This window comes from Paenibacillus taichungensis (assembly GCF_013359905.1).
GTDB classification, from domain to species: domain Bacteria; phylum Bacillota; class Bacilli; order Paenibacillales; family Paenibacillaceae; genus Paenibacillus; species Paenibacillus taichungensis.
Genome location: NZ_JABMCC010000101.1, coordinates 279,387 through 304,758 on the forward strand (window position 1 = coordinate 279,387; position 25,372 = coordinate 304,758).

Sequence of the window (25,372 nt, forward strand, 5' to 3'; positions counted from 1 at the left end):
CTCTTAAACGCCCAGCGTTTTGCTGATTGCTTCGATAACCCGGTCAGATTGGAACGGCTTCACAATGAAATCTTTAGCTCCAGCTTGGATTGCATCAATAACCATCGCTTGTTGACCCATTGCAGAGCACATAATCACTTTTGCGTTAGCATCAATTTTTTTGATTTCTTTCAAAGCTGCAATACCATCCATCTCAGGCATGGTAATATCCATTGTGATCAGATCAGGACGAAGCTCCTTAAACTTCTCAATTGCTTGTGATCCATCCTGTGCTTCGCCAACGACCTCGTATCCGTTTTTGGACAAAATGTCCCGGATCATCATTCTCATAAATGCAGCGTCGTCCACGACTAAAATTCGGTTTGCCATCTTGATTCAAGTCCTCCCTAAATTGTGCTTATTGTAATTTCTGAATTCGGTCCCATTGGCTTACGATATCTATAACACGAACACCAAAGTTTTCGTCGATTACGACAACCTCACCTTTGGCAATCAACTTGTTATTTACCAAAATATCGACAGGTTCACCGGCCAGTTTGTCCAGCTCGACAATTGAACCTTGTGACAGTTCTAAAATATCCTTAATTTGCTTCTGGGTCCTTCCTAATTCTACGGTGACTTTAAGGGGAATGTCCATCAATAAATTCAAATTGTTTTCGTCTACCTGGCCGAACGCCCCATTTTGCAAATTGGCGAATTGAACCGGTTGTACGTTTACATTCCTATTCGGCACACCGCCGTAATGCTGCGGTACACCATAAGGTTGCTGCGGAGGCATGCCATACGGCTGCTGTGGCGGCATTCCTTGAGGCATTCCCATTGGGGCCTGTCCATAGCCATTATAATCTTGAACAGGCGGTTGTTGCGCTTGTGGCGGCATCTGTTGCTGAACCGGAGGTTGCTCAGCGGCAACAGGTGCTGCTGCCGGTGTTGGTGCTGGTTCAGGTGTTGACGCAACTGGTGCACTAGCAGTAGACTCTTGAGCTCCTCCAATCAACATCTCTACCATTTCTTTGGCAAAATGGACTGGAAGCAGCTGCATGAGATTGGAATCAATCAGATCGCCAATCAACAGACGGAACGATACTTGGATCAACGTCTCATCTTCTGGAAGATTGCTGACTCCCTCGCCACTTTCCATATTAAGAATATCAATTCCCGGAGGAGAAATATTCACGAAACGGTTAAAGATTGTGGACATTGAAGTAGCAGACGAACCCATCATCTGATTCATCGCTTCCTGTACTGCACTGATATGGATTTCATTCAGTTCTTCATCAATCGGATTCCCTTCGCCACCAAGCATCAAATCGGCTATGACTTGAGCATCCCGTTTTTTGATGACTAGCGAGTTAATCCCTTCAAATCCATCCACATAATTCACATGGACTGCAACGTGGGGCTTAGGAAATGCTTCATCAAACTGTGTCCGACTGATGATGGACACCTTAGGTGTTGTAATATCTACTTTTAGGCCCAATAGTGTGGACAAAGCTGTCGCCGCACTACCAAATGTAATGTTACCAATCTCCCCCAAGGCATCCTGTTCCAGCTCGGTCAAAAAATCATCAACTGTTTTTACAGCCGGTTCCGAACTGTTCATCGATTCCGATTGTCTGAGCAAAGCATCGATTTCTTCTTGGGATAAATAATCCTTACTCGTCAAATTCTTCAACTCCTTCGGTGACAATCTTGTCTATTTGCACAGCCACACGATCCTTGATCGTTCCCGGGCTACCTATATACTTCAGCCTATCTCCAACTTTAATAGATAGTCCCTCATCAACGGGTTTGTTCAACGTAATGACATCGCCAACAGACAGACCCAAAAATTCAGCAATCGAAATCCTGGATTCTCCCAACTCCGCAACGACGGGCAATTTGGCTTTGTTCACACGCTCTTTGAGAGCATCATATTCTTCCGGAGCTCTTGTCTTTTTCTCCGAAACAAACCACTGATGAGTCGACAACCGGGACATAATAGGTTCAAGAACGACATGCGGGATACACAAATTGATCATGCCTGTGGTGTCACCGATTTTGGTACTCAGTGAGATCAAAGCAATGGTCTCATTGGGGGAAACAATCTGCATAAATTGCGGATTGGTCTCCAGCGCTTCCATCCTTGGAGAAATATCCAACACAGTCTTCCATGCTTCCTGCAAACTTTCAAACGCACGGCTGAAAATCCGCTCCATAATCGTCGTCTCAATTTCCGTCATTGATGCGATCTTTGTCGGTGCATTTCCTGTTCCGCCAAGCAGGCGATCCAGCATTGCATAACCCACGTTGGGGTGAACCTCCATCACCATCCGTCCCTGTAATGGCTCCGCCTCAAATATGTTCAATATCGTCATCTTCGGAATAGAACGGATAAACTCGTCATAAGGCAACTGTTCAACCTGAACGACATTGATCTGAACGAACGTCCGCAGTTGGGCTGAAAAATAAGTGGTGAGAAAGCGTGCAAAGTTTTCGTGAATACGAGTCAAGCTTCGAATATGATCTTTGGAAAAACGAACCGCCCGCTTAAAATCGTACGATCTAATTTTCTTTTGAGTTTCTTCCTTTTTCAATTCCTCAGCATCCATCTCACCAGAGGAAAGAGCAGCTAATAGGGCGTCAATCTCATTTTGTGATAATACATCCACCATGTTCTCACCCCCTTACAGATTTACAGCGTGTCCTGTTCATTATATTGGTGCTGTCAAAAAAGAAGAAAAACTAGTGCTAGTCAGCTTACCTTCCGGCAAGGCTTCATTAATAAGTTCGGTCAATTTTTTATTAAATTGAATGCGACCTTTTGCTGTAGCCAGCTCATCAGATTTGGTATCCGCAAAAGTCTGGATGATAATAGGCTTCACCGTGATTTCCTTGATTTTCTCAAAATCTTCTTTAGCCTTTTTGTCGGACAATTTGAAAGAAAAACTTACAACTACAATATGGTCTATATCAGCCAAATTGGTTTTAATTTCTCCAAGCTCTGAGGAAACTGCAACAATCTCATCCGCAGTCATCTTCTTCTCTGCCGCGGCTGCCGTATGTGTATCAATCTTATTCCCGTTCAGTCCTTGCTTAAATACAAACACAACCACCACAATAAGTGTTATAGCTAGCAAGCTTGTTGCAAGCCAAGGCAACATCTTTTTCATCAGGACTCCTCCGTTTGCTGCACTTTGATAGTGGCTGCCTGAACCCCGATTTCACGGTTGTAATCTTTAATTTTGGAAATAACCTCATCGGCTTTCTCAAGCACAATAAGTCTCTTTCCGGTTACCAGAGTAATATACGTGTCTGGTGTCTCTTCCACAATTTCAACCATCAGCGCATTTAACCACATGGGAGAACCATTTAACCGCGTAACCGAAATCATGCTAAGCCCCCTCGATCAGAGTGGAGGAGCAAGCTCCCCCACGCATTAAAAATTACTAATTAGTTATTAACGTTTCAGGTTAACAACTTCCTGAAGCACTTCATCGGACGTTGTGATAATTCGTGAGTTTGCTTGGAATCCACGCTGAGCCACAATCATCTCTGTGAATTCTCCAGTCAGATCCACGTTGGACATTTCAAGTTGTCCTGCAATAACGGATCCTGTACCAAATTCAGTACTATTGGCAGTAACAATTTCAAATTCCCCATCAGCATTGGCATTTGCAGTAATGCGATACAAGTTGCCACCGATTTTTTCCAGACCTTCCGGATTTGTTACTTTCCCTATGCCGAGTTGTGCTCCAGCTTCAGTTGTTCCATCATCCATCGTCTGGTTGATAATTCCATCTTGACCAATCGTGAAAGAAACGACTGCTTCGTCCAATGTGATAGGTTCTCCACCACTATCAACAACGAACAGACCATCGGATGTCACGAGGTTACGGTTAGCATCCACATGGAAATCTCCTGCACGGGTCAAAAAAGGAACTTCTTGTTCTCCGCCTAGGGTCACCAGGAAGAAACCATCACCATTGAGACGCAGGTCGGTTGGATTATTAGTTGTCATTGGGCTGCCCGCAAGATGCAGCGTATCAATCGATCCTACCGATACACCCAAACCAATCTGCTTTGCATTTACACCACCGTTATCATCTCCAGGCGCTGTTACCCCCGCCGTTGTTTGGCTCATAATATCTTTGAACATAACACGGCTACCTTTAAAACCAACCGTGTTCACGTTCGCAATATTATTACCGATAACATCAAGTTTCGTTTGAAAACCCCGCATCCCGGAAACGCCTGAGTACATTGATTTCAACATTTTTTAAAAATCCTCCCAGCCTTAATTTGGTTACCGCGTCAGTCGGTCAGCGGCATTCCGGCTCCCGAGAAGGGCCAGCCGGTCAAGAAATGATTACAGCACTATCAATCTGAGTGAATACATTATCCTTCATGCTTTCACTATCCATGGCTGTAACAACAGTACGATTTTTGACATTAACGATAAAAGCCATATCTTTCATCAAAATCAAGGATTCCTTGGCTCCTTTGGCAGCTGCCTTATCCAGTGCAGTTCCAATCTGCTGCATCTGCTCAGTCTTGAGTTCAATACCGCGCTGTTCCAACCTTTTGGCAGCATGATTACTCAATTTCAGGAGGTTGTCTTCCAATACCTTTGCAAAAGGGCGTTCAGGTACATTGGATGCTTCTCCCGCTTTGGAGCGGTTAAGTAAATTAGGTGTAATTGGACCTGAGTACAGTTGGCCTACTGTTATGCGGTCACTCATAACGTGCTTCCATTCTCTTCAGGCTGCGCTGATGCTTCTGGTTGCTGGCTTTCATTCGTTACAGCTGAATCTGCAGCGTCCTGAACTGGAGTTTCATTTTCCTCAGCCTGTGTTGGATTAGTTACCTGAATAATTTCATCCAGCTTGATTTCGTCATTGCCCACTTTTGCGTATTGAACACCATCTCGTACGATGATGGAGTCCACAATTCCTTTACGGAGGGTTCCGTTATCCTCTTTATTAGAAGAAAGCCAACTGATCTCGCGGCCAATCATGCCAGACACTGTCCCAAGAGACTGATTCAAAGTCTTGAGCTGAGAAGAGATATTCACCAGTTGTTCTACCGAACTGAACTGAGCCATCTGAGCGATAAATTCCTTATCTTCCATTGGCTGCATTGGATCCTGATTTTGTAGCTGAGTAATCAATATTTTAAGAAACTGATCCTTGCCCAGCTCTTTTGTTGCAGCGCTTGTTGTAGCTTTATTCGCTGCTGAATAGTTTGGCCAGGTATTATTGGTAGAGATCGCTTCATTAGCCATATTTTCACCTCATTTCTGTTTAAGCTTCTGCTGTAAACGTGTCTCTCCGCAGGTCGTTGCCTTCCTCATGCTCACTGCGCCAGTTGCGCAATTCTTCCTGGAGAGTTGCTGTAGTTACAGCATCATCCGATTGTTCTTCACGTTCACGTGAGCGACGTTGCTGCTGAGAATTGCTTCCCGGCTGGCGTCCTCCATCCTGGTACATTTGTGAACCAAGTGAGCTGTTCTGAGTAACTTCAAGTCGTTCCACTTGAATGCCTTGAGCTTGAAGCGAGCTACGCAGTTGTATCATTTGCTGTTCCAACATGTCTTTCGCCATCGTATGCTCAGTCATAAACCGTGCAACCAATTGTCCGTTTTGCAAAGTAATTTGTACATCCAGCTTACCTAGATGCTCCGGACGTAGTGAGATAGTTGCCTCCGAAAATCCCTTTTGCTGCACGATATCCAGCTTGTTCACAACAAATTGTGTCATCTCTTTTGCAAACTGGGAGGCTTGCAAGACAGGTTCAGCCGGTTTACCTGCTGATGTACCTGATGAACGTAAGGACAACTCCCCTGCCGTAATGATACTTGAATGGTCCACTTCTCCTACTTCATTTGCTGTAGGTGATGAATCCGTTTCAACTGAAACTTTAGGTCCATTATTTGAAGCAACCGCAACAAAAACTTGTGATGTCACTGAGTCTTGCTTGGACGTTTGAACGGGATTTGTTGGAGCTACTTGCACAGCCTGATCCTTAGCCACCGCTAATGTATCCAGAATGGATTTAAGTTCAGGCCACCCTTTGTTAAGACTGGTATCAACGCCAGCATCTTGCAACTGACTTTGAAGAGACTGAAGCAGGTGCTTGAATTCTGGAGCGTTCTTTACAACACTACTATCAGGCTCATTCATACCCGCAATTAACTGTGTAAGCACATCCTGTAATACAAAGCGTACTGCTGCTGGATGTTCCGCCAGATCAATTGCTGATGCTGCATTTCCCGCTTCACTTGTAGGCTCATCAGAACCTTCGGCTTGAATACCAGGATTAGCATCTAATTGAGCGTACATCTGCTGAATCAGAGTTTGTAAATCAGCAAGTAGTGACGGATCATTTTCCAAAGCTTCATCTAGCGAATCCAAATCTTCGAATAAGGAACTTAAGACATCGGTGATCGATGTTTGTTCCCCATCTTCACTAGCTGCAAAGGTAAACATCAGCGGATTCGCTGTTAAGCTCGTTGCTGTAGCCGAGTCATTCTCCGCCGTTGCACCACCATTCAATGATTGGGCAAGAGTTTGCAGAAAATCACCGCTTCCAGCAGTTGCACCTTTGGATCCTGTTCCAGTTGTCTGCGCTGCTGTTGTCTTAGCGGATGATGTGGTTGTCATTTGATATACAATCGACATTTATTTTCACCTCCTCTCCGTAGTAAACAGACGCTACTATTCTACTTGTTACCCATTAGTTTATTTAATATTTTTGCAGTTTCAACTGAATTTTCAGTCGACATATTTTCAAGCAATTGAGACCGTGTAGCATCGTCGACAGAATTTAAAATGGTCAAGGTTTTATCCGGACTCAGCTTGTATGTTTCGAGCAATAGTTTAGCTCCACTAGAGGCCGACATGGAAGCAAACGTTTGACTAAGCTGATTTTTATCCAAGTTTTTGGAGTTAGTTGTAGTCGCCGTGGATGTCGATGCAGTTTCTTTCTTTAAGCGGGATTGCAGTGCATCCAGGGCCAAATCACCGGATGGTTTTGCATCCTTCATCATCATCGTGACATCAGCCGCTGTTTTTGGGTCCATCTTTTCCAGCACCTTGGTTCGTGCAGCCGATTGCATCGCACTCAGAAGCAGTACCATCTCTTCATTCGTCATATTTTGCAAAATCGGTGCGGCCTTACTGGGACTCATGTCCGCATACATCTTCGCCAAATCTTTAATTTGTTTTTGATAATCAGACTCGGTCTCTGGATTCTGCGCAGCGGTTTCAGCCGCTTTTTCCGCATCATCTAATTTCTTTTTTAAATCGCTTGCTTTCTTCGCCTCTGTGGTCGTGGCATCTTTCGCTGCTTTGAGTTCTGCTTCTTTTTCGCTTACTTGTGCCTTCAGCTTATCTATTGTCGCTTCTGCACTCTCGACCTGCTGCTCACTCTTCTCCAGTTTCTTTTTCTCTGGATCTAGCACAGGATCAGGTACCCAGTCCTTCACGACAGGTATTTTGTTAGCTACATCAAGCAGGTTGTTGCGAATATCTACATTAAATAGAGTAAGCAATACACCTAACAAAACCACAGTGAACACAATTGGGATTGAAATCATCAAGAACTTTTCCCAACCGCCGCTCGACTCTTTTTCCATATCTGTGTCTTTAACAGCCATTGTTCTTTCCTCCTTCACGAGACAACTTCGCGTCCGGCCACATCAATTTGCGCGTCCGGCTTTGGCAGCGAAGCGTACAGTAGCCATCTCGTCCAGATCGTTCTGTTCCCGGAGGAGCATCTCCTGCTGAAATTTGATTTTGGCCTTGTCTCTCGCCCCAAGCCATACTTTTTCGTCCATCATTTTGCCGTTCAGAAACGTCTGATTCCGTTGCACATTGACCTCAGCATGTCTGACATCACTACTTTTGCGTGAAATGCACTCGTCAAGGTGATGGACATACCGCTGCATCTCTTGCAAGCTGGATACGGAAGCCGTACTTTCCGTAGCGGATTGAATGACATCTATCAGTTCCTTTTTATCATTCAATAGTTGTAAAAGATGCTCTTCCTCAGTCTGAAGTTTCCCGATGGCTGTGGATAACATCCACTCCGCTTGCGTTTTTTCATTGCTTTTCAGGTCGACAACCTTCTGGAAATGATATCGAAATTTCATCGTTTACCCATTCATCTCCTTGCAAATTCAAGAATCAAACGTTCCTGCACTTCACTCAACGTTACTTTTTCATCGACTTTCTGTCTGGTAAAGTCCCAGATGCTATCAATCTGGTCAATAGATTCATCAATGGCAGCATTTGAACCTCTTTGATAAGCCCCAATGTTGATTAAGTCCTCTGATTCCTTGTACACAGCCATCAGTCTCTTCATATTATTAACGGCTTCCAGCTGCTCTTCAGGAGCAATATCCTTCATAACCCGACTAATGCTCGCAAGCACATCAATGGCAGGGAAATGACCTTTATTTGCGATGGACCGATTTAATACAATATGACCATCCAATATACCTCTCACCGCATCTGCAATCGGTTCGTTCATATCATCCCCGTCGACAAGGACGGTGTAAAAAGCAGTAATCGAGCCTGTGGGTCCAGTCCCCGCTCGCTCAAGCAGCTTGGGCAAACTCGCAAAAACAGAAGGAGTGTATCCTCTCATTGCAGGAGGTTCCCCCACGGCAAGTCCTACTTCCCTCTGTGCCATGGCATAACGTGTAACGGAGTCCATCATCAACATGACATTCATGCCTCTGTCTCTGAAATACTCCGCAATCGTAGTTGCGATGACCGCGCCCTTGATTCGAATCAGAGCAGGTTGATCAGAGGTAGCGACAATAACGACAGATCGTTCCAGTCCTTCCGGACCCAGATCCCGTTCAATAAAGTCACGAACCTCGCGGCCCCGCTCGCCTACCAAAGCAATTACATTGACGTCTGCTGCTGTATTGCGGGCGATCATGCCCATCAGCGTACTTTTACCAACACCCGATCCGGCAAATATGCCGACCCTCTGTCCTTTGCCTACCGTCAACAGACCGTCAATGGCTCTCACACCTACGCTCATCGTTTCGAGTACACGTGGTCGGTCCATCGGATTCACAGGCGTATTGGATGTGGAGTACATCGGCATTCTGGAGGGTAACAAGGAACCGTCCAAAGGTTGTCCCAATCCATCTAACACCTTACCAAGCAATTCTGATCCAACCTGAACGCCAAGTGGTTTACCCGTTCCGACCACATCACATCCAGGACCAATAGATTGAAGTTCACCGAGTGGCATGAGCAATACTTTGTTATCCCGGAACCCAACAACCTCTGCCTGGAGTGGCTTGGCAGATTTTCCAGGGTAGATGTAACATACATCACCAATACTTGCATCCGGACCTTCCGACTCAACCATAAGACCAATGACCTGAGTGACCTTACCGTTAATACGAACGGGATCAAATTGCTTAAGATGTTCCATGTATCGCTGTGAGCTAAGAATCTTCATGTTGATTTTTTCGCCCCTCATCCTCAAGTGCTATGCGGATCAGTTCTTTTTTAATTTCAGCGAGCTGGGTATCAATTCTGGCATCTACGCTTCCAAACGACGACCGTATAACACATCCCTTGTCTTTTACCGTAGCATCAGGCAAAATCTGCAATTCTGCCTGAGAGTCAATTGCCATAGCCAACTCTTCCCGTGCGGCCTGCACAAAAGCAAATTGATCAGGTGCCACACATAAGGTGATCATCCCCTGTTCACGTTTGCGAGACAAACTCTGACGAATCAGTTCAAGTGTGTGTTCTGGTTCAACCGAGAGTTGTTTGTCAATCACCTTCTCAGCGATACCACAGGCGAGATCCACAAGGAAAGGCTCCGCTTCCTGTATAATCTGACCTTTGGCAATGTAAGCTTCTTCAAGCACCCCGCGTGCTTCCTTCATCATCTCTTCGATCTTCACCTGGAGATCCAGTTCAGCCTGTACTTTGCCTTCTTCAAAACCCTGCTGGAAACCTTGTGAACGAAGCGCTTCAGTCAGATGTTCATCCTGCTGACGCTGCTCCTGCCACCAGCTATCTATCTGTTCACGGGCTTCTTGAAGCAATCGTTCCGCTTCCTCCGAAGCATCACGTACCTGCTTTTCTGCAAACTCCTTGGCATCCTCCAGCATCTCCGCGGTAAGACGTTGTGTTTCTTCGTCCACGCGTGCCTGAAGCATCTCAGCTTCAGAACCTTCAGCACGTTCACCATCTAACTCCGCATCAGACTCCGATCCACCATAATGATGATGATTTTCGAGTCGTTTGTGGTCATCGACCGGTACATACTGGAAAGATTTAATCAAATTAGACAATGATATCATCTCCTCCACCGCGAGCGATAATGATCTCACCAGCTTCTTCCAATCTACGGATCGTTCCTACGATACGGGTCTGAGCTTCCTCAACATCACGCAACCGAACAGGTCCCATGAATTCCATTTCTTCCTTGAATGTCTCGGACATCCGTTTCGACATATTTCGGAATATTGCATCCCGTACTTCTTCGCTTGCCACTTTAAGTGCCAACTGCAAATCTGCGTTGTCGATATCCCGGATAATACGCTGGATCGAACGATCGTCGACATTGACGATATCTTCGAATACAAACATGCGTTTTTTGATTTCTTCTGCAAGTTCCGGATCTTGAATTTCCAACGAGTCGAGAATAGTACGTTCCGTACCACGGTCGACGCCGTTCAAGATCTGAACGATGGATTCGATACCACCCGCATTTGTATAATCCTGCGTAACAGTAGAAGATAATTTCTGCTCGAGCACTCGTTCCACTTGAGAAATGACTTCTGGAGACGTACTGTCCATAACAGCAACTCTGCGTGCTACATCGGCTTGCTTCTCTTGTGGTAACGAGGACAAAATTGCTGCTGCCTGCTCAAATTGCAGATACGATAATACCAGAGCAATTGTTTGCGGGCTTTCGTTCTGAATGAAGTTCAATATTTGATTCGGATCCGCCTTACGCGCAAAGTCAAAGGGTCTAACTTGCAGCGTAGCCGTCAAACGGTTAATAACTTCAAGTGCTTTTTGCGACCCAAGTGCTTTCTCCAGAATTTCTCTCGCATACGTAATACCGCCCTGTGAGATATATTCCTGTGCCAAACAGATCTGGTGAAACTCAGACATAATCATATCTTTTTCGGAAGCATCCACTTTACGAACATTGGCAATTTCCAACGTTAGTTGTTCAATCTCCTCGTCCCGCAAATGTTTGAAGATTTGCGCGGATACTTCCGGACCTAATGTAATCAACAAAATTGCTGCTTTTTGTCTTCCAGTCAGACCTTGACTGCTTGCCTTCGCCAATGCGTTCACCTCTATTCGTCAGCCAGCCACGTACGCAGCAGATTGACGAATTCGTCTGGCTTTTTCTTGGCCAAACTCTCCAATTGTTTGCGCACTTGACTTTCGTTCGTTACACTGTCCAACGTAATGGACGGAAACTCTGTTGCTACTGGAAGAGGAATGTCCTCTTCTTCTATTTCGTTTTGTTTGCGACGACGGCGCACTAACAAAATAACAACCGTTGCAATTAATGCTGCCACCAGTGCTCCTATGCCCCACATCATTCCGGTAGAAAGCTGGAAGCCTGTATTTGCTGCTGCAGCAGTCTGGAAACCTTGAGACATTACCGAAACTTTTTTGGCCAAGTCTGCGTCACTTATTACAGTGCCTGAGTCCGCCAATGATGCACGAACAATGTTAACCAAGATATTTTCAATTGCATCCTGAACCGGTGCTTGTAATTCTGTTTGTCCTGCCGGTGGTTCAACCGCAACGTTAATGGTTAAATCTTTTACAGTATATGGACTGGAAACGATATCTTTAACAATTCGGTTGACATCGTAGTTTTTGGTGCTGGATGTTTCCTCCGAGGTTGAGTTGCCTGATGCATCCGATGATGGATAACCGGGAACTTCCTCTTGACCTGTGCCAGCAACACCACCTGTCGGATTGCTTGCCCCAGTGTAACTCTTTTGAATCTCTTGCACACTGATCTCGATGCCTTTCATATTATCTACATCGACCGGTGTGACTAGGTTTTCTTTCCGAGTTTCCTTGTCAAAATTAAGCTTGGAAGCAACCAGTACATTGACGTTCTCGTCACCCACAATCTGGGAAAGAAATTGCTTCACATTATTGCGAACATCATTTTCGAATTTCTTCTGTAACGCCATGTTTTCTTGGACTTCAGAAGATAATCCCCCACTACCACCTCTGGCGGTCGGAATCAGTTCCGCTTCATCCGTGTTCGTAATCGTTATATTTTCAATAGGTAGATTGGGAATGGCTGTCTTGACCAAATTAAAATATCCATCTACCGCAGCCTGATTGGGGTGATAACCCGGTTTAAACTGCAGGGCCACTGATGCTGATGCTTTATCCTGCTCTTCTAGGCCAGCAAAGATATTATCTTTTGGCATATTGACCAACACTTTAGCATCCTGTATGCCTTGCATTCGTTGAAGCAACTGCTCCACTTCTCCGTTCAATGCGTTGTTATACTTCACATCGAACTCTTTATCCGTCATCCCGATCGGAGATGATGACTCCTCAAATGACTTATACCCTAATGAACCATTTTGAATAATTCCTTGTGATCCGATATTTACTTTTGCAATAGCTACATCCGTGCTCGGTACAGATATGGTCTTACCGTCTGCACTTAATTTGTATGGAATACTTGATGAATCCAGATAATTAATGACGCCTGCAGAGTCACTTGCATTCAAATCCGTGAAAGCAACTTCATATTCCGTCTTTGACAATTGCATGGTTAGTACAACTGCAGCCAAAATTAAAAACAGGAAGGTGGAAATAAATAATACTTTTTGCTTTTTGCTAAAACTATTCCAATACTGGGATGCCTTATCCCTGTATTGGGCAATTCTCTCATTCACTCTGTCACCCCATCCGAAACTTTGCTTGGTCTGTCCTTCCGCAATCTTTATAGGTTCTAAAGTTTAACGGTCAGGAGCAGCATCGCAGCTGCTTGTTGTAATAATCAGCGCTGTTGTCGAAGCGCATTTAAGACATTTTATAATTGCGTACGCATAATCTCCTGATATGCTTCGACTACTTTGTTTCGGACTTGAGTCGTAAGTTGCAGACTCAACAGGGCCTGTTCAGAAGCGATCATCACCTGATCAACGTTCACTTTTCCAACCAGGAATTGGTTTGACATTTCATGTGCCTGGGTCTCCTGTGCAGCTACAGACCCTAGCGCATCCTGTAGGTATGTACCGAAGCTCTGGATGGTTTCGGCTGGTGTAGATGGTTTACTTTGTGCCGTACTTTGCATCTGAAGCGGTTGAATCCCCTGTGTGCTAAACATGTTGTTCTGAATCATTAATGTCCCTCCCTTTCATTTCTGTTCTTTGGTTTTATGGATATTTCCACCTTTAAGCCGTTAATTAGGCTCTTCCAATCTCCAATGCCTTGGATATCATTGCTTTGGTTGAGTTCAAAGCTGTGACGTTTGCTTCATATGAGCGTGAAGCCGAAATCATGTCCACCATTTCTTTCGCGATATCCACATTAGGCATATACACATACCCCTCAGCGTTGGCATCCGGATGTGTAGGGTCGTAGACTGGCTTCAGAGGGGACTGATCTTCACGAATCTCCGATACTCTAACTCCCTCTCCAGACCCACTGCTTTTCATCTGATTTTGAAGCAAGCTATTAAATGAAGTTTTGTTGGGTTCAAGTACAACCATCTTGCGCTTGTAAGGAACCGCCTCGCCGTTGGTCACACTCGCGCGCGTCGTCTCCGCGTTTGCAATGTTGGAAGATATAACGTCCATCCGCAAACGCTGAGCTGTTAGAGCCGATGCACTGATACTGAAACTGTTACTAATGTTCACCTAAGTTATCTCCCTTCGACTCCAACACGCATCATTTTGATTTGTTCATTCACTTGCTGAATATAAGCGTTGTAACGTAGCTGGTTCTCCGCCAGAAGACTCATTTCTTTGTCTACATCGACGTTGTTCTGGTTGTTATTCATGGAAGTTGACTGGTCCATATTAACTACTGGTGTAGGTATGGAAGAGGAAGGACCTATGACAAAATGCCTTGAATCCGTTACTTTCCCTTTAAGAACAGGCATATCTCCATTCATTTGTTCCTGCAGCATTTCTTCAAAAGCAACGTCCGAACGCTTGAAATACGGGGTGTCCGCATTCGCAATGTTGTCAGCGATTGTTCGTTGTCTAATGTTGGAGGCATCGAGTGCACCTTGTAACCTTTGAAAACTAATATCATTCAAAAGATTCATAATCGCCCTCCTCTCTTTAGAAATTATGGAAATTGATTCAATCTTTTTCCGTCAGGATGCTTATGTTTTTTCGACAAAAAACATTCACTTTTACACGGTTTTCTAGGACTTAAGTAGAATTAACTCTGATGTTGTCGTATAACATAAGTTTCTTCGAGATTGGGATATATTACAATAAGAAAAAAGCCCTATCTTTTCTGAAAGACAGAGCTTTTTGTGTATTTTCTGCAAATTATGAATTTTTTCGTAAATGTTGGGGCCCAAAACAAAAATAAGCTTAAGTGCTCGAATTGAGCTCTTAAACATTCTTAAAATTTATACTATGCTTCTATACGTTTCAGTACATCATAATAATACAAACAAGGATCCCATCGAAAAGCTTCAAACGATTCCCTGTTAGAAATATTTACCGATATAATAAGCTTTCTTATAATTTATTATAAAATCTTCTCTATTCCATGAAATTGTTAATTGACAAAATATCCATTACGGATTACTTGTTTCAGCTTGATATTTAAAATACTTTTTTAACATTTAAACAGAGCAAGCTCAGTTATATTCCACAAGAATATTTTGTCACTTCCGCAATACCATCTCATTCGCTTTTTGCGCATTTATGCAAATCATTCTCAAGCTTTTGATTAAACCGATAACCAGACTTGGAAAAATAAAATCCTATTACTGGAATTTATAGAAGTATCAAATATGAGTTGTAAACATAACTTTAGGGCTTAAATACATTATTCCTGCGGCACAAGTCCTAGATTAACTTTCGTCTTATACAACTCCATCTCTTTTATCGGTTACAAAACAGCATTATATTAGACTAAAACAAAAAATAAACGGCATACAGATGGATTGAATAAAGTCTACTACAGTCCGAACCAGGATCGAATATCCCATTTCCGTGTAGTCGTCTGATCTTTATTCATCCATTGTATACCGTCATTTATACTTCAATCGCTCTAACAGCGCATTACACCTATGTTACAGGATATATTGACTTAAATCACGATCAAGTGCAATGTCATTCAATTTCTCACGTACATATTCCGGAGTGATTACCATACGCTCCAGCGTAAGCTCTGGCGCTTCAAAAGACAAATCCTCAAGAAGTTTCTCCAGAATAGTATGCAGGCGCCGTGCACCGATATTTTCAGTATTCTGATTCACGGACTCAGCCAGCTTGGCAATCTCACGAATGGCATCATCCGAGAACTCAATCTCAATATTCTCCGTACGCAGCAAATCCACATACTGCTTGGTTAACGCATTTTTAGGTTCAGTGAGAATCGACACAAATTCATCAAGCGTCAGGCTGTTCAGTTCTACACGGATTGGGAAACGCCCCTGGAGCTCTGGAATGAGATCTGAGGGCTTTGCTACGTGAAATGCGCCAGCTGCCATAAACAGGATGTAATCCGTTTTGACAGGGCCATACTTGGTCATTACCGTAGATCCTTCCACGATTGGCAGAATATCACGCTGTACCCCTTCACGGGATACGTCTGGGCCGCTACCGCGTCCTTGACTGGCCACTTTATCAATTTCGTCAATGAATATGATACCTGTTTGTTCCGCCCGGCGAATGGACTCCTGAGTAACATCATCCATATCGATCAACTTGCCCGCTTCTTCCTGAATTAATACTTTGCGAGCTTCCTTAATCGCCAGTTTACGTTTTTTGGTACGACGAGGTAATAAACTGCCAAACATCTCCTGCATGTTCATCCCCATCTGATCATTTCCTTGACCAGCGAACATGTCCATCATGTTAGGCGTGGTATCTTCCACATCAATTTCGATAACGTCATCTTCCAGCTTTCCAGATAACAAATCAAATTTGATTTTACGTCGCCGCTCGGCTACTCCGGTATCCGGTTCTTGCTCATCGGTTTCTGGCGTGTTGTTGCCATTATTACCAAAAATCATTTCGAAAGGATTCCGCTGATTTTTGGATTTGGATTGTGAAGGGGCCAAAATATGTACGATCCGCTCATTGGCAGCCTCTTCCGCTTTGTCTTTGACCTTTTCTGTACGTTCCAACTTGACCATCCGCAGTGATGTTTCAATCAAATCACGAATCATAGATTCCACGTCACGGCCAACATAACCCACTTCCGTGAACTTCGTAGCCTCCACCTTTACGAATGGGGCTCCTACCAACTTAGCCAGTCGGCGTGCAATCTCGGTTTTACCAACACCAGTAGGTCCAATCATCAGAATATTTTTTGGTACAATATCATCTTGGGTATGTTCGGGCAAAAGGCTACGGCGATAACGATTACGAAGGGCGACCGCTACCGATTTTTTAGCCTGTTTTTGACCTACAATGTACTTATCAAGCTCTGCAACGATTTGTCTTGGCGTTAACGCTTGAGTATCCATATAGCTTCCCTCCTAACAGTATGCAAACCTTGTTTATGAGATAGAACATTATAGATTAGCTACAAGGACAAAGAATCTCCACGAAGTAACTGGAGCCGATTTAATCATCATGCCCCATCACGGGAGATTGTTTTCCTTACAACTCTTCAACAATAATATTATTGTTGGTATATACACATAACTCTGATGCAATCTGGAGTGATTCACGAGCAATGTCTTTTGCTTCCAGATCCACCGCATGACGTTTTAACGCGCGTGCAGCAGACAACGCGAAGTTTCCTCCCGAGCCAATAGCGATAACATCATCATCCGGCTCGATAATTTCTCCCCCACCAGAAATCAGCAGCATACCCGTTTTATCCATAACAATAAGGAGCGCCTCCAGTTTGCGCAAAATCCGATCCTGGCGCCAATCCTTGGCAAGTTCTACCGCTGCGCGCTGCAGATTACCATGATGTTCCTCCAGCTTGCCTTCGAATTTCTCAAATAAGGTAATGGCATCCGCAACGGAACCGGCAAAACCGGCCACTACCTGTCCTCGATATAAACGTCTTACCTTTTTTGCTGTATTTTTCATCACAACACTTTGCCCCATGGTCACCTGACCATCACCGGCAATGGCTGCTTTGCCATTATGACGAACTGCACAGATCGTTGTAGCATGAAATGACATATCCATGATATCAGCCTCCTCCCACGATTAATTTACACGCGTTCTGGAACGGTTAGACCTTCAGTTGCTGCAAAACGGGCAATGCCATCCAGTGCACGTTGCGCAAGTGCTTCATTCTTTTCCTTTTTGTTGCGTATTTTAGTTTCCAGCTTCGGCAGCAACCCAAAATTTGCATTCATTGGCTGGAAATGTTTGAAATCAGCTGTTGTAATATACTGTGCCATACTGCCCAGCGTGGTCTCAACCGGCAATACCACCAGTTCCTGTCCAAGCGCTGCTTTGGCCGCATTCATTCCCGCGATTAAACCGGATGCCGCAGATTCCACATAACCTTCTACTCCCGTCATTTGACCTGCAAAGAACAGGTTTGGACGGTCTTTGAACTGATACGTTGGACGAAGCAGTTTGGGAGAATTGATAAATGTGTTACGGTGCATTACGCCATAACGAACGAATTCCGCATTTTCAAGTCCTGGGATCAAAGAAAAGACCCGCTTTTGTTCTCCCCATTTCAGATGCGTCTGGAATCCGACCAGATTGTACAGCGTTCCTGCTGCATTGTCCTGTCTAAGCTGAACAACAGCATGCGGCAGTTCTCCAGTATGCGGATTGACGAGTCCTACAGGTTTCATCGGACCAAACAAAGCCGTTTGTTTGCCACGTTTCATCATGACTTCAATCGGCATACAGCCTTCGAAGTAAATTTCTTTCTCAAACTCTTTCAGTTGAGCAACTTCCGCTGTGATCAACGCTTCATAGAACACATCGAATTCCTCTTCTGTCATAGGACAGTTCAAGTACGCCGCTTCGCCTTTATCATAACGTGAAGCCAGATATACTTTATTCATATCAATAGAATCTTTTTCGATAATTGGCGCAGCCGCATCATAGAAGTAGAAGTATTCTTCACCCATAAGGGCTTTGATTTGCTCGGACAATGCTGGTGAAGTCAAAGGTCCCGTTGCAACTACAACGATTCCATCTTCCGGCAAAGAAGTCAGCTCTTCGTTAACAACTTCAATGAGTGGATGCTGATGAAGCGTAGATGTGATCTCGCCTGAGAATCCGTCCCGGTCTACTGCAAGTGCTCCACCCGCTGGAACGGCATGACGGTCCGCTGCACCCAAGACCAGAGAATTAAGCATTCTCATTTCTTCCTTCAAAACACCAACTGCGTTAGTCAACCCATTGGCACGAAGCGAGTTGCTGCACACCAGTTCTGCAAATTTATCTGTATGGTGAGCCGGCGTTTTCACAACCGGTCTCATCTCGTATAGTTTTACGCGCACACCGCGACTTGCGATCTGCCAAGCTGCTTCTGTTCCTGCGAGCCCGGCGCCAATAACGGTTACTTGTTGTTCATTCGTCAAAATCATTTACCCCCATTAAGCTAATCCGCTCATTCTTCTTCCGGTTCCTCTACCGGTTCTTGATGATCACACGAAGTACACTGTAATCGTGTTCCCTGTTTGTTCCGTTTCTCAATCATTAGTGATCCGCAACTTGGACATGGTTTCGCTGACGGTCTATCCCATGATACAAAATCACATTCAGGATACTTGTCGCAACCATAGAAAATACGTCCCTTTTTACTGCGGCGCTCAACAACATGCCCTTCTTTACATTTCGGACAAGTCACACCTATATCCTTGATGATCGGTTTGGTATTCCGGCAATCCGGAAACCCGGAACATGCGAGAAACTTGCCGAAACGACCTAGCTTATAAACGAGCGGTTTGCCGCACTTCTCACATATTTCATCCGATACTTCATCTTCAATCTCGATTTCTTTCATTTCTTCTTCTGCAAACTCAAGCCGCTTCTCAAAAGATTCGTAGAATTCTGCGAGTACTTTGACCCAATCCTCCGACCCTTCCTCCACATGGTCAAGATCACCTTCCATGTTTGCGGTGAACTCCACATTCAGGATCTCCGGGAAAAACTCCTCCATCTGTTCGATGACCAGTTCGCCCAGTTCCGTTGGCATGAATTTCTTCTCTTCAATGGCAACATATCCGCGCTTCTGAATGGTCTCCAGCGTTGGCGCATATGTACTCGGACGCCCTATACCCAGTTCCTCAAGCGTTTTAACTAACCTTGCTTCCGTATAACGTGGTGGCGGCTGTGTAAAGTGCTGTTTCGGCTCAATCTCCCGATTCTCCAGCACATCTCCATTTTTCAGCGGAGGCAGAAGACGATCTTCTTCCGTTGTACCGTCATCATTACCTTCTACATATACCTTCATGAATCCCTGGAAACGAACCTTTGAACCCGCTGCACGGAAAATTGTATCTCCTGCAGCAATGTCAACGGAGAGTGTATCCAGAACGGCAGATGACATCTGGCTCGCTATAAAACGTTCCCAAACCAGTTTGTACAACCGGAATTGATCACGACTCATAAACGATTTAATGGAATCCGGATCACGCAAAATCGACGTTGGACGGATCGCTTCATGCGCGTCTTGAGCATTGGCTGCTTTTTTGGAATAGTTTCTAGGCGTCTCCGGTGCAAATGGCTCACCGTACTTGCCAATAATATATTCCTTGGCTTCTTCCTGAGCCGATGCTGCAATTCGAGTAGAGTCTGTACGCATATACGTAATGAGACCGACTGTGCCTTCTTTTCCGAGGTCTACACCTTCATACAGCTGTTGTGCGACAGACATCGTCTTGGAAGCTCTGAAATTCAATTTACGAGCGGCTTCCTGCTGCAAGGAACTTGTTGTAAAAGGAGCAGAAGGGTTACGGCTACGTTCCTTCTCTTTAACTTCTTTGACTGTAAAAGAAGCGCCTTCGATCTGTTTTAAAATGGCCTGTACTTCTGCCTCACTGCCAAGTTCGGTTTTGGTACCGTTCAACTGATGGAACTTGGCTTCAAACGGATTTCCGTCCGCTGTCAGTTTGGCAGTAATGCTCCAGTACTCTTCCGGTTCAAAATCATTAATTTCATTTTCACGATCCAAAATGATTTTGACGGCCACGGACTGAACGCGGCCAGCGGACAATCCTTTTTTGACTTTCTTCCATAATAACGGACTAATTTTATATCCTACAAGCCTATCCAGAATACGTCTGGCCTGCTGCGCGTTAACCAGATCCATATTGATCTTACGCGGCGTTTTGAACGCATCTTTGACAGCCTGTTTCGTAATTTCATTAAATACCACTCGGCAATCCGCAGTTTCATCCAGTTCAAGTGCATGGGCCAAATGCCAAGCAATAGCCTCACCTTCGCGATCCGGGTCAGCTGCGAGATACACTTTTTTCACTTTCTTTCGTGCATCCTTCAGTTCTTTCAAAATTGAACCTTTGCCGCGGATCGTAATATATTTCGGATTAAAATCATTCTCCACCTCAACGCCGATCTGACTCTTTGGCAAATCGCGTACATGTCCCATCGAAGCTTTTACGATGAACTTGCTGCCTAAATATTTGCCGATCGTCTTCGCCTTTGAGGGCGACTCCACGATTACGAGTGCATCCGCCATAGGTTCATCCTCCTCTCAGTCATGAAACTGCTGCTTGTTTTTATAATTCATACTTCATTAGCAGCAGGACTAACTTCCGCTAATAATCTATTTTCACATGCTGCCTTGATCGCAGCATCGTCATACCCTTGCGTATTTGGTTCCAGGTAATTGGCTAATCTGCTTTTTTATGATTAAAGATAACAGAACTGAATGCAAATGTCCAAAATCCCAGTTGAGCTGTTCCACAAGTTGATCCAGTGATTGCTCTTCCTGCTCTAGCAGATAAATAACACGTTGTTCATCTGAAGATAGTTTCACGCCTGGGAAAATTCCTTCATTAGAAGTTTCACTGCTTTCAGCCGAACGTCCTCTATTGTAAGGAAGTTGTTCGGCATTTGGCAAGTCCAATCGAAACTCTTCCAATAAATCTGTGGCGCAGGTCACCAATTTTGCCCCCTGACGAATCAGATTGTGCGAGCCTCGGCTTTTGGGAGAAGTAATGGGACCTGGGACTGCAAACACGTCTCTTCCCGCTTCGAGCGCAGCATCAGCTGTAATGAGTGATCCGCTTCGGATATCAGCCTCTACAACTAGCGTACCGAGGGTTAACCCTGCAATGATCCGATTACGTTCCGGGAATAATCCCTGACGTGCACGTGTACCCGGAGGATATTCTGACAAAAGCAGCCCTGTTTCGGCAATTCGTTCGGCAAGACTTGTATTTTCCGGTGGATAGATGTTATCAATTCCTGTCCCAAATACCGCAATAGTTTTGCCGTTTGCACGAAGAGTCGCATCGTGGCACACACTATCTATTCCTCTGGCAAGCCCGCTTACAATAGTCAGCCCTGCCTGGCATAGTTGCTCTGCCAGCTTCTCACCAATTTTACGTCCATATACCGTAGGCATACGTGTTCCTACCATCGCAATGGATTGAGCGTGCAACAGATTCAGATCTCCGCGACCATACATCACCCAGGGTGGCTGAACGGTTTCCTTCATTAATATAGGGTAATTATGATCCAAATAGGTAACGACTTCAATGCCCTGTTTATAAACACTCTCTTGTCTCTGCTCAATCCAGTCGATATTGAATTGCTTGGTTAGACGCACAGCCTGATCCTTGCGTAAACCCGCGGCAATCCAATCCCCTTCTTTATAATCCAGAAAATCCGTCAGTTGATGTTGTCCTGATAGCAGTTTGGAGATAGTTTTCTTACCAATACCATCCGTTTCATGCAGTCCAATCAAAATCCATCTTTCTTCCATAATTAGAAACCTCCCATAACGGGAAGAAAATCTTCCCTCATATTGTGTGATAAGTGGCAACGGATCGCAAGCGTTTACCAATACAGGCAGACAACAGCTCCCTTTTACATCCTGTAAAAAAACGCAAAAAAGCAACCCTTCGCCCTGTTCAGGACAAAAGGTTGCTTACCTTTTCCGCATTTCAATAGTCGGCTCACCAGAAAAATAAATTTCCTGCTGCACCGTTTCTTCTATTATAACGGAAAAGAATTAATGTGTCGTGCACAAATTCAGAATTCCACGTTCTTCAAGTACGCTCACAAGAGTCGAGCCCATTTCAGCTGGCGTCGGAGCAACTTTGATTCCGCAAGATTCCAGTTTCGCAATTTTTTCTTTGGCTGTACCTTTACCACCAGAGATAATAGCACCGGCATGACCCATGCGTTTGCCTGGAGGCGCCGTAACACCACCGATAAATCCAACCACCGGTTTGGTCATGTTTTCGCGTACCCACTCTGCAGCATCTTCTTCAGCCGTACCACCGATTTCACCAATCATGATTACAGCATGTGTCTGTGGGTCTTCATTGAACCGTTTCAGGATATCAATGAACTCAGAACCTTTAACCGGGTCTCCCCCGATTCCCACAGCAGAAGATTGTCCAATTCCACGCGCAGACAATTGATGAACTGCTTCATACGTGAGTGTTCCACTACGGGAGACCACGCCAACGTGGCCAGGCATATGAATATAACCCGGCATGATGCCAATTTTGCATTCCCCTGGTGTAATAACGCCCGGACAGTTTGGTCCGATCAGAACGGTATCTTTGCCTTCCATGAAACGGTCAACCTTGACCATATCAAGTACCGGGATACCTTCTGTAATACAGATCACGAGATCCAGCTCTGCGTCAACGGCTTCCATGATGGAATCCGCTGCAAATGCCGGAGGAACGTAGATGACGCTCGCTGTTGCGCCAGTAGCTTCCTTCGCTTCCTGTACTGTATTAAACACCGGCAGACTAACTACTTTGCCATCTTCCAGCGTAATATCAACATTGGTTCCGCCTTTACCCGGTGTAACGCCGCCTACCATCTGGGTTCCGTAGTCCAATGCGCCCTTCGTGTGGAACATTCCCGTTGAACCCGTAATGCCTTGCGTAATGACTTTTGTATTTTTATCAATCAAAATACTCACGTTGCTTCACATCCTTACGGTTATTTTTCAAGTGCCGGACAGCTCCGGAACTAAGGCAGCAATTTGCCCAGGAATGAACTTATTTTACGAGGGCAACAATTTTCTGTGCACCATCGGCCATGGAATCAGCAGGAACGATATTCAGGCCGGATTCACCCAAAATACGTTTACCAAGCTCCACGTTAGTTCCTTCAAGACGAACAACCAGCGGTTTAGTCAGGCCAAGCTGCTTCGCGGCTTCAACAACACCATTGGCAATGACATCACAACGCATAATGCCGCCAAAAATGTTAACGAAGATACCCGCCACTTTGGCGTCAGACAAAATGATTTTGAAAGCTTCGGTCACTTTCTCTGTTGTCGCACCGCCCCCAACATCGAGGAAGTTGGCCGGGTCGCCGCCATAGTATTTGATGATATCCATCGTCGCCATCGCAAGTCCCGCGCCATTGACCATACAGCCGATGTTGCCATCAAGTGCTATGTAGCTCAGGTCGTATTTGGAAGCTTCGATTTCTTTTTCGTCTTCTTCATCCAGATCACGAAGTTCCAAAATGTCTTTGTGACGGAACAAGGCGTTGGAATCAAAATTCAATTTTGCATCCAGCGCGATAACGTTTCCATCTCCGGTAACAACGAGTGGATTGATCTCAGCAATGGAGCAATCTTTTTCGACAAATGCTTTGTACAACGCAAGCATAAACTTAACCGCTTTGTTCACCAACTCATTCGGAATACGAATGCTGTACGCCAGTTTACGCGCCTGGAACACTTGCAATCCAATTGCAGGGTCAATAATTTCTTTGAAAATTTTCTCAGGTGTAGCTTCAGCTACTTCTTCGATCTCTGTACCGCCTTCTTCGGAAGCCATCATTACGACGCGGCCAGTGGCACGGTCCACAACAACACCCACATAATACTCTTTGCGGATATCGCATCCCTCTTCAATCAGAAGACGCTTCACTTCTTTACCTTCAGGTCCAGTCTGGTGTGTTACCAATACTTTTCCCAAAATTTCGGATGCGTAAGCACGAACTTCGTCGATACTTTTCGCTACTTTCACGCCGCCGGCTTTCCCCCGGCCACCTGCATGAATTTGCGCTTTGACTACAGTCACCGGACTGCCCAGTGCCTCTGCGGCCGCAACCGCTTCATCGACTGTATAAGCAACCTTTCCGTTTGGAACGGTGACTCCATACTGTTTCAGTACTTCTTTTCCTTGATATTCATGGATATTCATTCTCGAATCCTCCTATCAACATGACTGCAACAAGGCGGGTTGGTAGACTAACAAAAGACAAATGTTGACTATTTTCACTTAAACCCAATTCATTGTAACATGTTTTTAAAACGCTTTCCTTAAAAAAGTAATGGTTAATAGACAGTATTTTGATATGGGTATGATCCCATATTGTGAATGCTTGGATATTAATGGAAAAAACCTCAGCTAATAAGCCAAGGTTTCTTAATAGTAATACGATGTTACATTTTATTTTTTGGCTTCTTTGGTGTTGGTTTGATGTACTTTCTCCAGCAGTCCCTTGAACTGTCCCAGTAAAGATTCGAACTCAGTACTGTTCAGACATGCATCTTCCTGGATCGCTTCAGGTATAGACAAGGCTTTATGGCGAAGTTCCCGCCCAGCGTCTGTAAGTGTAATCAATACTTTCCGTTCGTCCTGAGCTGAACGTTCGCGATGAATAAGTCCTGCTGACTGCAAACGTTTCAGAAGAGGCGTCAAAGTGCCTGAATCGAGGTAAAGTGCCTCTCCGATTTCCTTAACCGTACATTCTTCACGTTCCCACAATACCATCAAGACCAGATATTGAGAGTAGGTTACCCCAAGCACCTCAAGATAGGGTTGGTACATCTTCGTAATTTCACGTGAACAAGCGTATATGGCAAAGCATAATTGGTTATCCAGCTTCAAACTTTCATTCTGCATAGATCTGTCCCACCTACCTATTGTGCATTCTATATTCCTTAATAATAGAGGCTTACAACTGTTATAATCGCTAGAATTTGCGAATTATTAGGAGCCCCTCATCTATCTTATCATAAATTATAAAAAAAACAGAATAATTGAGCACAAATGATTT

The 25,372-nt window shown here is 44.7% G+C and carries 26 protein-coding genes; all 26 read right to left on the reverse strand.

Annotated elements, in window-relative coordinates; genetic code table 11:
- Positions 1 to 3: 3 nt before the first annotated feature.
- The 26 genes from HP548_RS08005 to HP548_RS08130 all read right to left on the reverse strand — a co-directional run bounded on the left by HP548_RS08005 (position 4) and on the right by HP548_RS08130 (position 25,218).
- Entirely contained in the window at positions 4 to 369 is a 366-nt protein-coding gene (locus tag HP548_RS08005; protein WP_017689175.1) for a response regulator, read from the reverse strand.
- Positions 370 to 397: 28 nt separating this feature from the next.
- A complete protein-coding gene (gene fliY, locus HP548_RS08010; protein WP_175381350.1) occupies positions 398 to 1,666 on the reverse strand; it encodes a flagellar motor switch phosphatase FliY in 1,269 nt (422 codons plus the stop codon).
- Complete coding sequence (gene fliM / locus HP548_RS08015) at positions 1,656 to 2,654, reverse strand: flagellar motor switch protein FliM (RefSeq protein WP_099853295.1); 999 nt, start codon at positions 2,652 to 2,654, stop codon at positions 1,656 to 1,658. The genes fliY and fliM overlap by 11 nt, the downstream gene beginning before the upstream one ends.
- A gap of 39 nt (positions 2,655 to 2,693) precedes the next feature.
- Entirely contained in the window at positions 2,694 to 3,152 is a 459-nt protein-coding gene (locus tag HP548_RS08020; protein WP_175381351.1) for a flagellar basal body-associated FliL family protein, read from the reverse strand.
- A complete protein-coding gene (locus HP548_RS08025) occupies positions 3,152 to 3,373 on the reverse strand; it encodes a flagellar FlbD family protein (RefSeq protein ID WP_024630220.1) in 222 nt (73 codons plus the stop codon). The genes HP548_RS08020 and HP548_RS08025 overlap by 1 nt, the downstream gene beginning before the upstream one ends.
- A gap of 66 nt (positions 3,374 to 3,439) precedes the next feature.
- Entirely contained in the window at positions 3,440 to 4,255 is an 816-nt protein-coding gene (gene flgG, locus HP548_RS08030; RefSeq protein ID WP_072732401.1) for a flagellar basal body rod protein FlgG, read from the reverse strand.
- Between the two features lie 82 nt (positions 4,256 to 4,337).
- Positions 4,338 to 4,721, reverse strand: a complete 384-nt coding sequence (locus HP548_RS08035) for a TIGR02530 family flagellar biosynthesis protein (RefSeq protein ID WP_099853303.1) — start codon at positions 4,719 to 4,721, stop codon at positions 4,338 to 4,340.
- A complete protein-coding gene (locus tag HP548_RS08040; protein WP_175381352.1) occupies positions 4,718 to 5,263 on the reverse strand; it encodes a flagellar hook capping FlgD N-terminal domain-containing protein in 546 nt (181 codons plus the stop codon). Before HP548_RS08040 ends, HP548_RS08035 begins: the two co-directional genes overlap by 4 nt.
- A gap of 19 nt (positions 5,264 to 5,282) precedes the next feature.
- Entirely contained in the window at positions 5,283 to 6,659 is a 1,377-nt protein-coding gene (locus HP548_RS08045; protein WP_175381353.1) for a flagellar hook-length control protein FliK, read from the reverse strand.
- Positions 6,660 to 6,700: 41 nt separating this feature from the next.
- Positions 6,701 to 7,636, reverse strand: a complete 936-nt coding sequence (locus HP548_RS08050) for a MotE family protein (RefSeq protein ID WP_175381354.1) — start codon at positions 7,634 to 7,636, stop codon at positions 6,701 to 6,703.
- Positions 7,637 to 7,678: 42 nt separating this feature from the next.
- Positions 7,679 to 8,131 carry a flagellar export protein FliJ gene (gene fliJ, locus HP548_RS08055; protein WP_072732398.1) on the reverse strand — a complete coding sequence of 151 codons (453 nt, stop codon included), beginning with the start codon at positions 8,129 to 8,131 and terminating at the stop codon, positions 7,679 to 7,681.
- 11 nt (positions 8,132 to 8,142) lie between these two features.
- The gene (fliI, locus tag HP548_RS08060) at positions 8,143 to 9,462 is read right to left on the reverse strand and encodes a flagellar protein export ATPase FliI (protein WP_076289505.1); all 1,320 of its coding nucleotides are present in this window, start codon (positions 9,460 to 9,462) and stop codon (positions 8,143 to 8,145) included.
- Positions 9,449 to 10,309, reverse strand: coding sequence for a FliH/SctL family protein (locus HP548_RS08065; RefSeq protein ID WP_175381355.1), 861 nt, complete (start codon positions 10,307 to 10,309; stop codon positions 9,449 to 9,451). The genes fliI and HP548_RS08065 overlap by 14 nt, the downstream gene beginning before the upstream one ends.
- Positions 10,302 to 11,318, reverse strand: a complete 1,017-nt coding sequence (gene fliG, locus HP548_RS08070; protein ID WP_063566412.1) for a flagellar motor switch protein FliG — start codon at positions 11,316 to 11,318, stop codon at positions 10,302 to 10,304. The genes HP548_RS08065 and fliG overlap by 8 nt, the downstream gene beginning before the upstream one ends.
- An 11-nt stretch (positions 11,319 to 11,329) precedes the next feature.
- Positions 11,330 to 12,913 carry a flagellar basal-body MS-ring/collar protein FliF gene (gene fliF / locus HP548_RS08075; protein ID WP_099853315.1) on the reverse strand — a complete coding sequence of 528 codons (1,584 nt, stop codon included), beginning with the start codon at positions 12,911 to 12,913 and terminating at the stop codon, positions 11,330 to 11,332.
- A 137-nt stretch (positions 12,914 to 13,050) separates the two neighbouring features.
- Positions 13,051 to 13,362 carry a flagellar hook-basal body complex protein FliE gene (gene fliE / locus HP548_RS08080; RefSeq protein ID WP_024630209.1) on the reverse strand — a complete coding sequence of 104 codons (312 nt, stop codon included), beginning with the start codon at positions 13,360 to 13,362 and terminating at the stop codon, positions 13,051 to 13,053.
- A gap of 64 nt (positions 13,363 to 13,426) precedes the next feature.
- Complete coding sequence (gene flgC / locus HP548_RS08085) at positions 13,427 to 13,879, reverse strand: flagellar basal body rod protein FlgC (RefSeq protein WP_063566414.1); 453 nt, start codon at positions 13,877 to 13,879, stop codon at positions 13,427 to 13,429.
- 5 nt (positions 13,880 to 13,884) lie between these two features.
- The gene (gene flgB, locus HP548_RS08090) at positions 13,885 to 14,292 is read right to left on the reverse strand and encodes a flagellar basal body rod protein FlgB (RefSeq protein WP_053783790.1); all 408 of its coding nucleotides are present in this window, start codon (positions 14,290 to 14,292) and stop codon (positions 13,885 to 13,887) included.
- Positions 14,293 to 15,279: 987 nt separating this feature from the next.
- Positions 15,280 to 16,680, reverse strand: coding sequence for an ATP-dependent protease ATPase subunit HslU (gene hslU / locus HP548_RS08095; RefSeq protein WP_099853318.1), 1,401 nt, complete (start codon positions 16,678 to 16,680; stop codon positions 15,280 to 15,282).
- 136 nt (positions 16,681 to 16,816) lie between these two features.
- The gene (gene hslV / locus HP548_RS08100; protein ID WP_024630205.1) at positions 16,817 to 17,359 is read right to left on the reverse strand and encodes an ATP-dependent protease subunit HslV; all 543 of its coding nucleotides are present in this window, start codon (positions 17,357 to 17,359) and stop codon (positions 16,817 to 16,819) included.
- Positions 17,360 to 17,385: 26 nt separating this feature from the next.
- Entirely contained in the window at positions 17,386 to 18,729 is a 1,344-nt protein-coding gene (gene trmFO / locus HP548_RS08105; RefSeq protein ID WP_373561667.1) for an FADH(2)-oxidizing methylenetetrahydrofolate--tRNA-(uracil(54)-C(5))-methyltransferase TrmFO, read from the reverse strand.
- Between the two features lie 23 nt (positions 18,730 to 18,752).
- Positions 18,753 to 20,843, reverse strand: a complete 2,091-nt coding sequence (gene topA, locus HP548_RS08110; RefSeq protein ID WP_076289499.1) for a type I DNA topoisomerase — start codon at positions 20,841 to 20,843, stop codon at positions 18,753 to 18,755.
- A gap of 120 nt (positions 20,844 to 20,963) precedes the next feature.
- Positions 20,964 to 22,094, reverse strand: coding sequence for a DNA-processing protein DprA (gene dprA / locus HP548_RS08115; protein ID WP_175381356.1), 1,131 nt, complete (start codon positions 22,092 to 22,094; stop codon positions 20,964 to 20,966).
- Between the two features lie 249 nt (positions 22,095 to 22,343).
- Positions 22,344 to 23,273 (reverse strand): succinate--CoA ligase subunit alpha, encoded by a 930-nt coding sequence (gene sucD / locus HP548_RS08120; RefSeq protein ID WP_076289497.1) that lies wholly within the window; start codon positions 23,271 to 23,273, stop codon positions 22,344 to 22,346.
- A gap of 79 nt (positions 23,274 to 23,352) precedes the next feature.
- Positions 23,353 to 24,513, reverse strand: a complete 1,161-nt coding sequence (gene sucC, locus HP548_RS08125; RefSeq protein WP_053783785.1) for an ADP-forming succinate--CoA ligase subunit beta — start codon at positions 24,511 to 24,513, stop codon at positions 23,353 to 23,355.
- A 249-nt stretch (positions 24,514 to 24,762) separates the two neighbouring features.
- Positions 24,763 to 25,218, reverse strand: a complete 456-nt coding sequence (locus HP548_RS08130; RefSeq protein WP_076289496.1) for a MarR family winged helix-turn-helix transcriptional regulator — start codon at positions 25,216 to 25,218, stop codon at positions 24,763 to 24,765.
- Positions 25,219 to 25,372 lie beyond the last annotated feature (154 nt).

Excerpts from the sequence above, each read along its gene's own strand:
- hslU (WP_099853318.1), bottom strand. The coding sequence starts at position 16,680 with ATGGATACTCAAGCGTTAACGCCAAGACAAATCGTTGCAGAGCTTGAT.
- HP548_RS08020 (WP_175381351.1), bottom strand. The coding sequence starts at position 3,152 with ATGAAAAAGATGTTGCCTTGGCTTGCAACAAGCTTGCTAGCTATAACA.
- flgG (WP_072732401.1), bottom strand. The coding sequence starts at position 4,255 with ATGTTGAAATCAATGTACTCAGGCGTTTCCGGGATGCGGGGTTTTCAA.
- fliI (WP_076289505.1), bottom strand. The coding sequence starts at position 9,462 with ATGAAGATTCTTAGCTCACAGCGATACATGGAACATCTTAAGCAATTT.
- fliE (WP_024630209.1), bottom strand. The coding sequence starts at position 13,362 with ATGATTCAGAACAACATGTTTAGCACACAGGGGATTCAACCGCTTCAG.
- fliJ (WP_072732398.1), bottom strand. The coding sequence starts at position 8,131 with ATGAAATTTCGATATCATTTCCAGAAGGTTGTCGACCTGAAAAGCAAT.
- sucC (WP_053783785.1), bottom strand. The coding sequence starts at position 24,513 with ATGAATATCCATGAATATCAAGGAAAAGAAGTACTGAAACAGTATGGA.
- fliM (WP_099853295.1), bottom strand. The coding sequence starts at position 2,654 with ATGGTGGATGTATTATCACAAAATGAGATTGACGCCCTATTAGCTGCT.
- topA (WP_076289499.1), bottom strand. The coding sequence starts at position 20,843 with ATGGCGGATGCACTCGTAATCGTGGAGTCGCCCTCAAAGGCGAAGACG.
- HP548_RS08045 (WP_175381353.1), bottom strand. The coding sequence starts at position 6,659 with ATGTCGATTGTATATCAAATGACAACCACATCATCCGCTAAGACAACA.
- hslV (WP_024630205.1), bottom strand. The coding sequence starts at position 17,359 with ATGGATATGTCATTTCATGCTACAACGATCTGTGCAGTTCGTCATAAT.
- HP548_RS08025 (WP_024630220.1), bottom strand. The coding sequence starts at position 3,373 with ATGATTTCGGTTACGCGGTTAAATGGTTCTCCCATGTGGTTAAATGCG.
- HP548_RS08005 (WP_017689175.1), bottom strand. The coding sequence starts at position 369 with ATGGCAAACCGAATTTTAGTCGTGGACGACGCTGCATTTATGAGAATG.
- dprA (WP_175381356.1), bottom strand. The coding sequence starts at position 22,094 with ATGGAAGAAAGATGGATTTTGATTGGACTGCATGAAACGGATGGTATT.
- flgB (WP_053783790.1), bottom strand. The coding sequence starts at position 14,292 with ATGAATCTTTTGAATGATATTAGTTTTCAAAGGTTACAAGGTGCACTC.
- HP548_RS08050 (WP_175381354.1), bottom strand. The coding sequence starts at position 7,636 with ATGGCTGTTAAAGACACAGATATGGAAAAAGAGTCGAGCGGCGGTTGG.
- trmFO (WP_373561667.1), bottom strand. The coding sequence starts at position 18,729 with ATGATTTTGACGAATGAACAACAAGTAACCGTTATTGGCGCCGGGCTC.
- HP548_RS08130 (WP_076289496.1), bottom strand. The coding sequence starts at position 25,218 with ATGCAGAATGAAAGTTTGAAGCTGGATAACCAATTATGCTTTGCCATA.
- HP548_RS08035 (WP_099853303.1), bottom strand. The coding sequence starts at position 4,721 with ATGAGTGACCGCATAACAGTAGGCCAACTGTACTCAGGTCCAATTACA.
- HP548_RS08040 (WP_175381352.1), bottom strand. The coding sequence starts at position 5,263 with ATGGCTAATGAAGCGATCTCTACCAATAATACCTGGCCAAACTATTCA.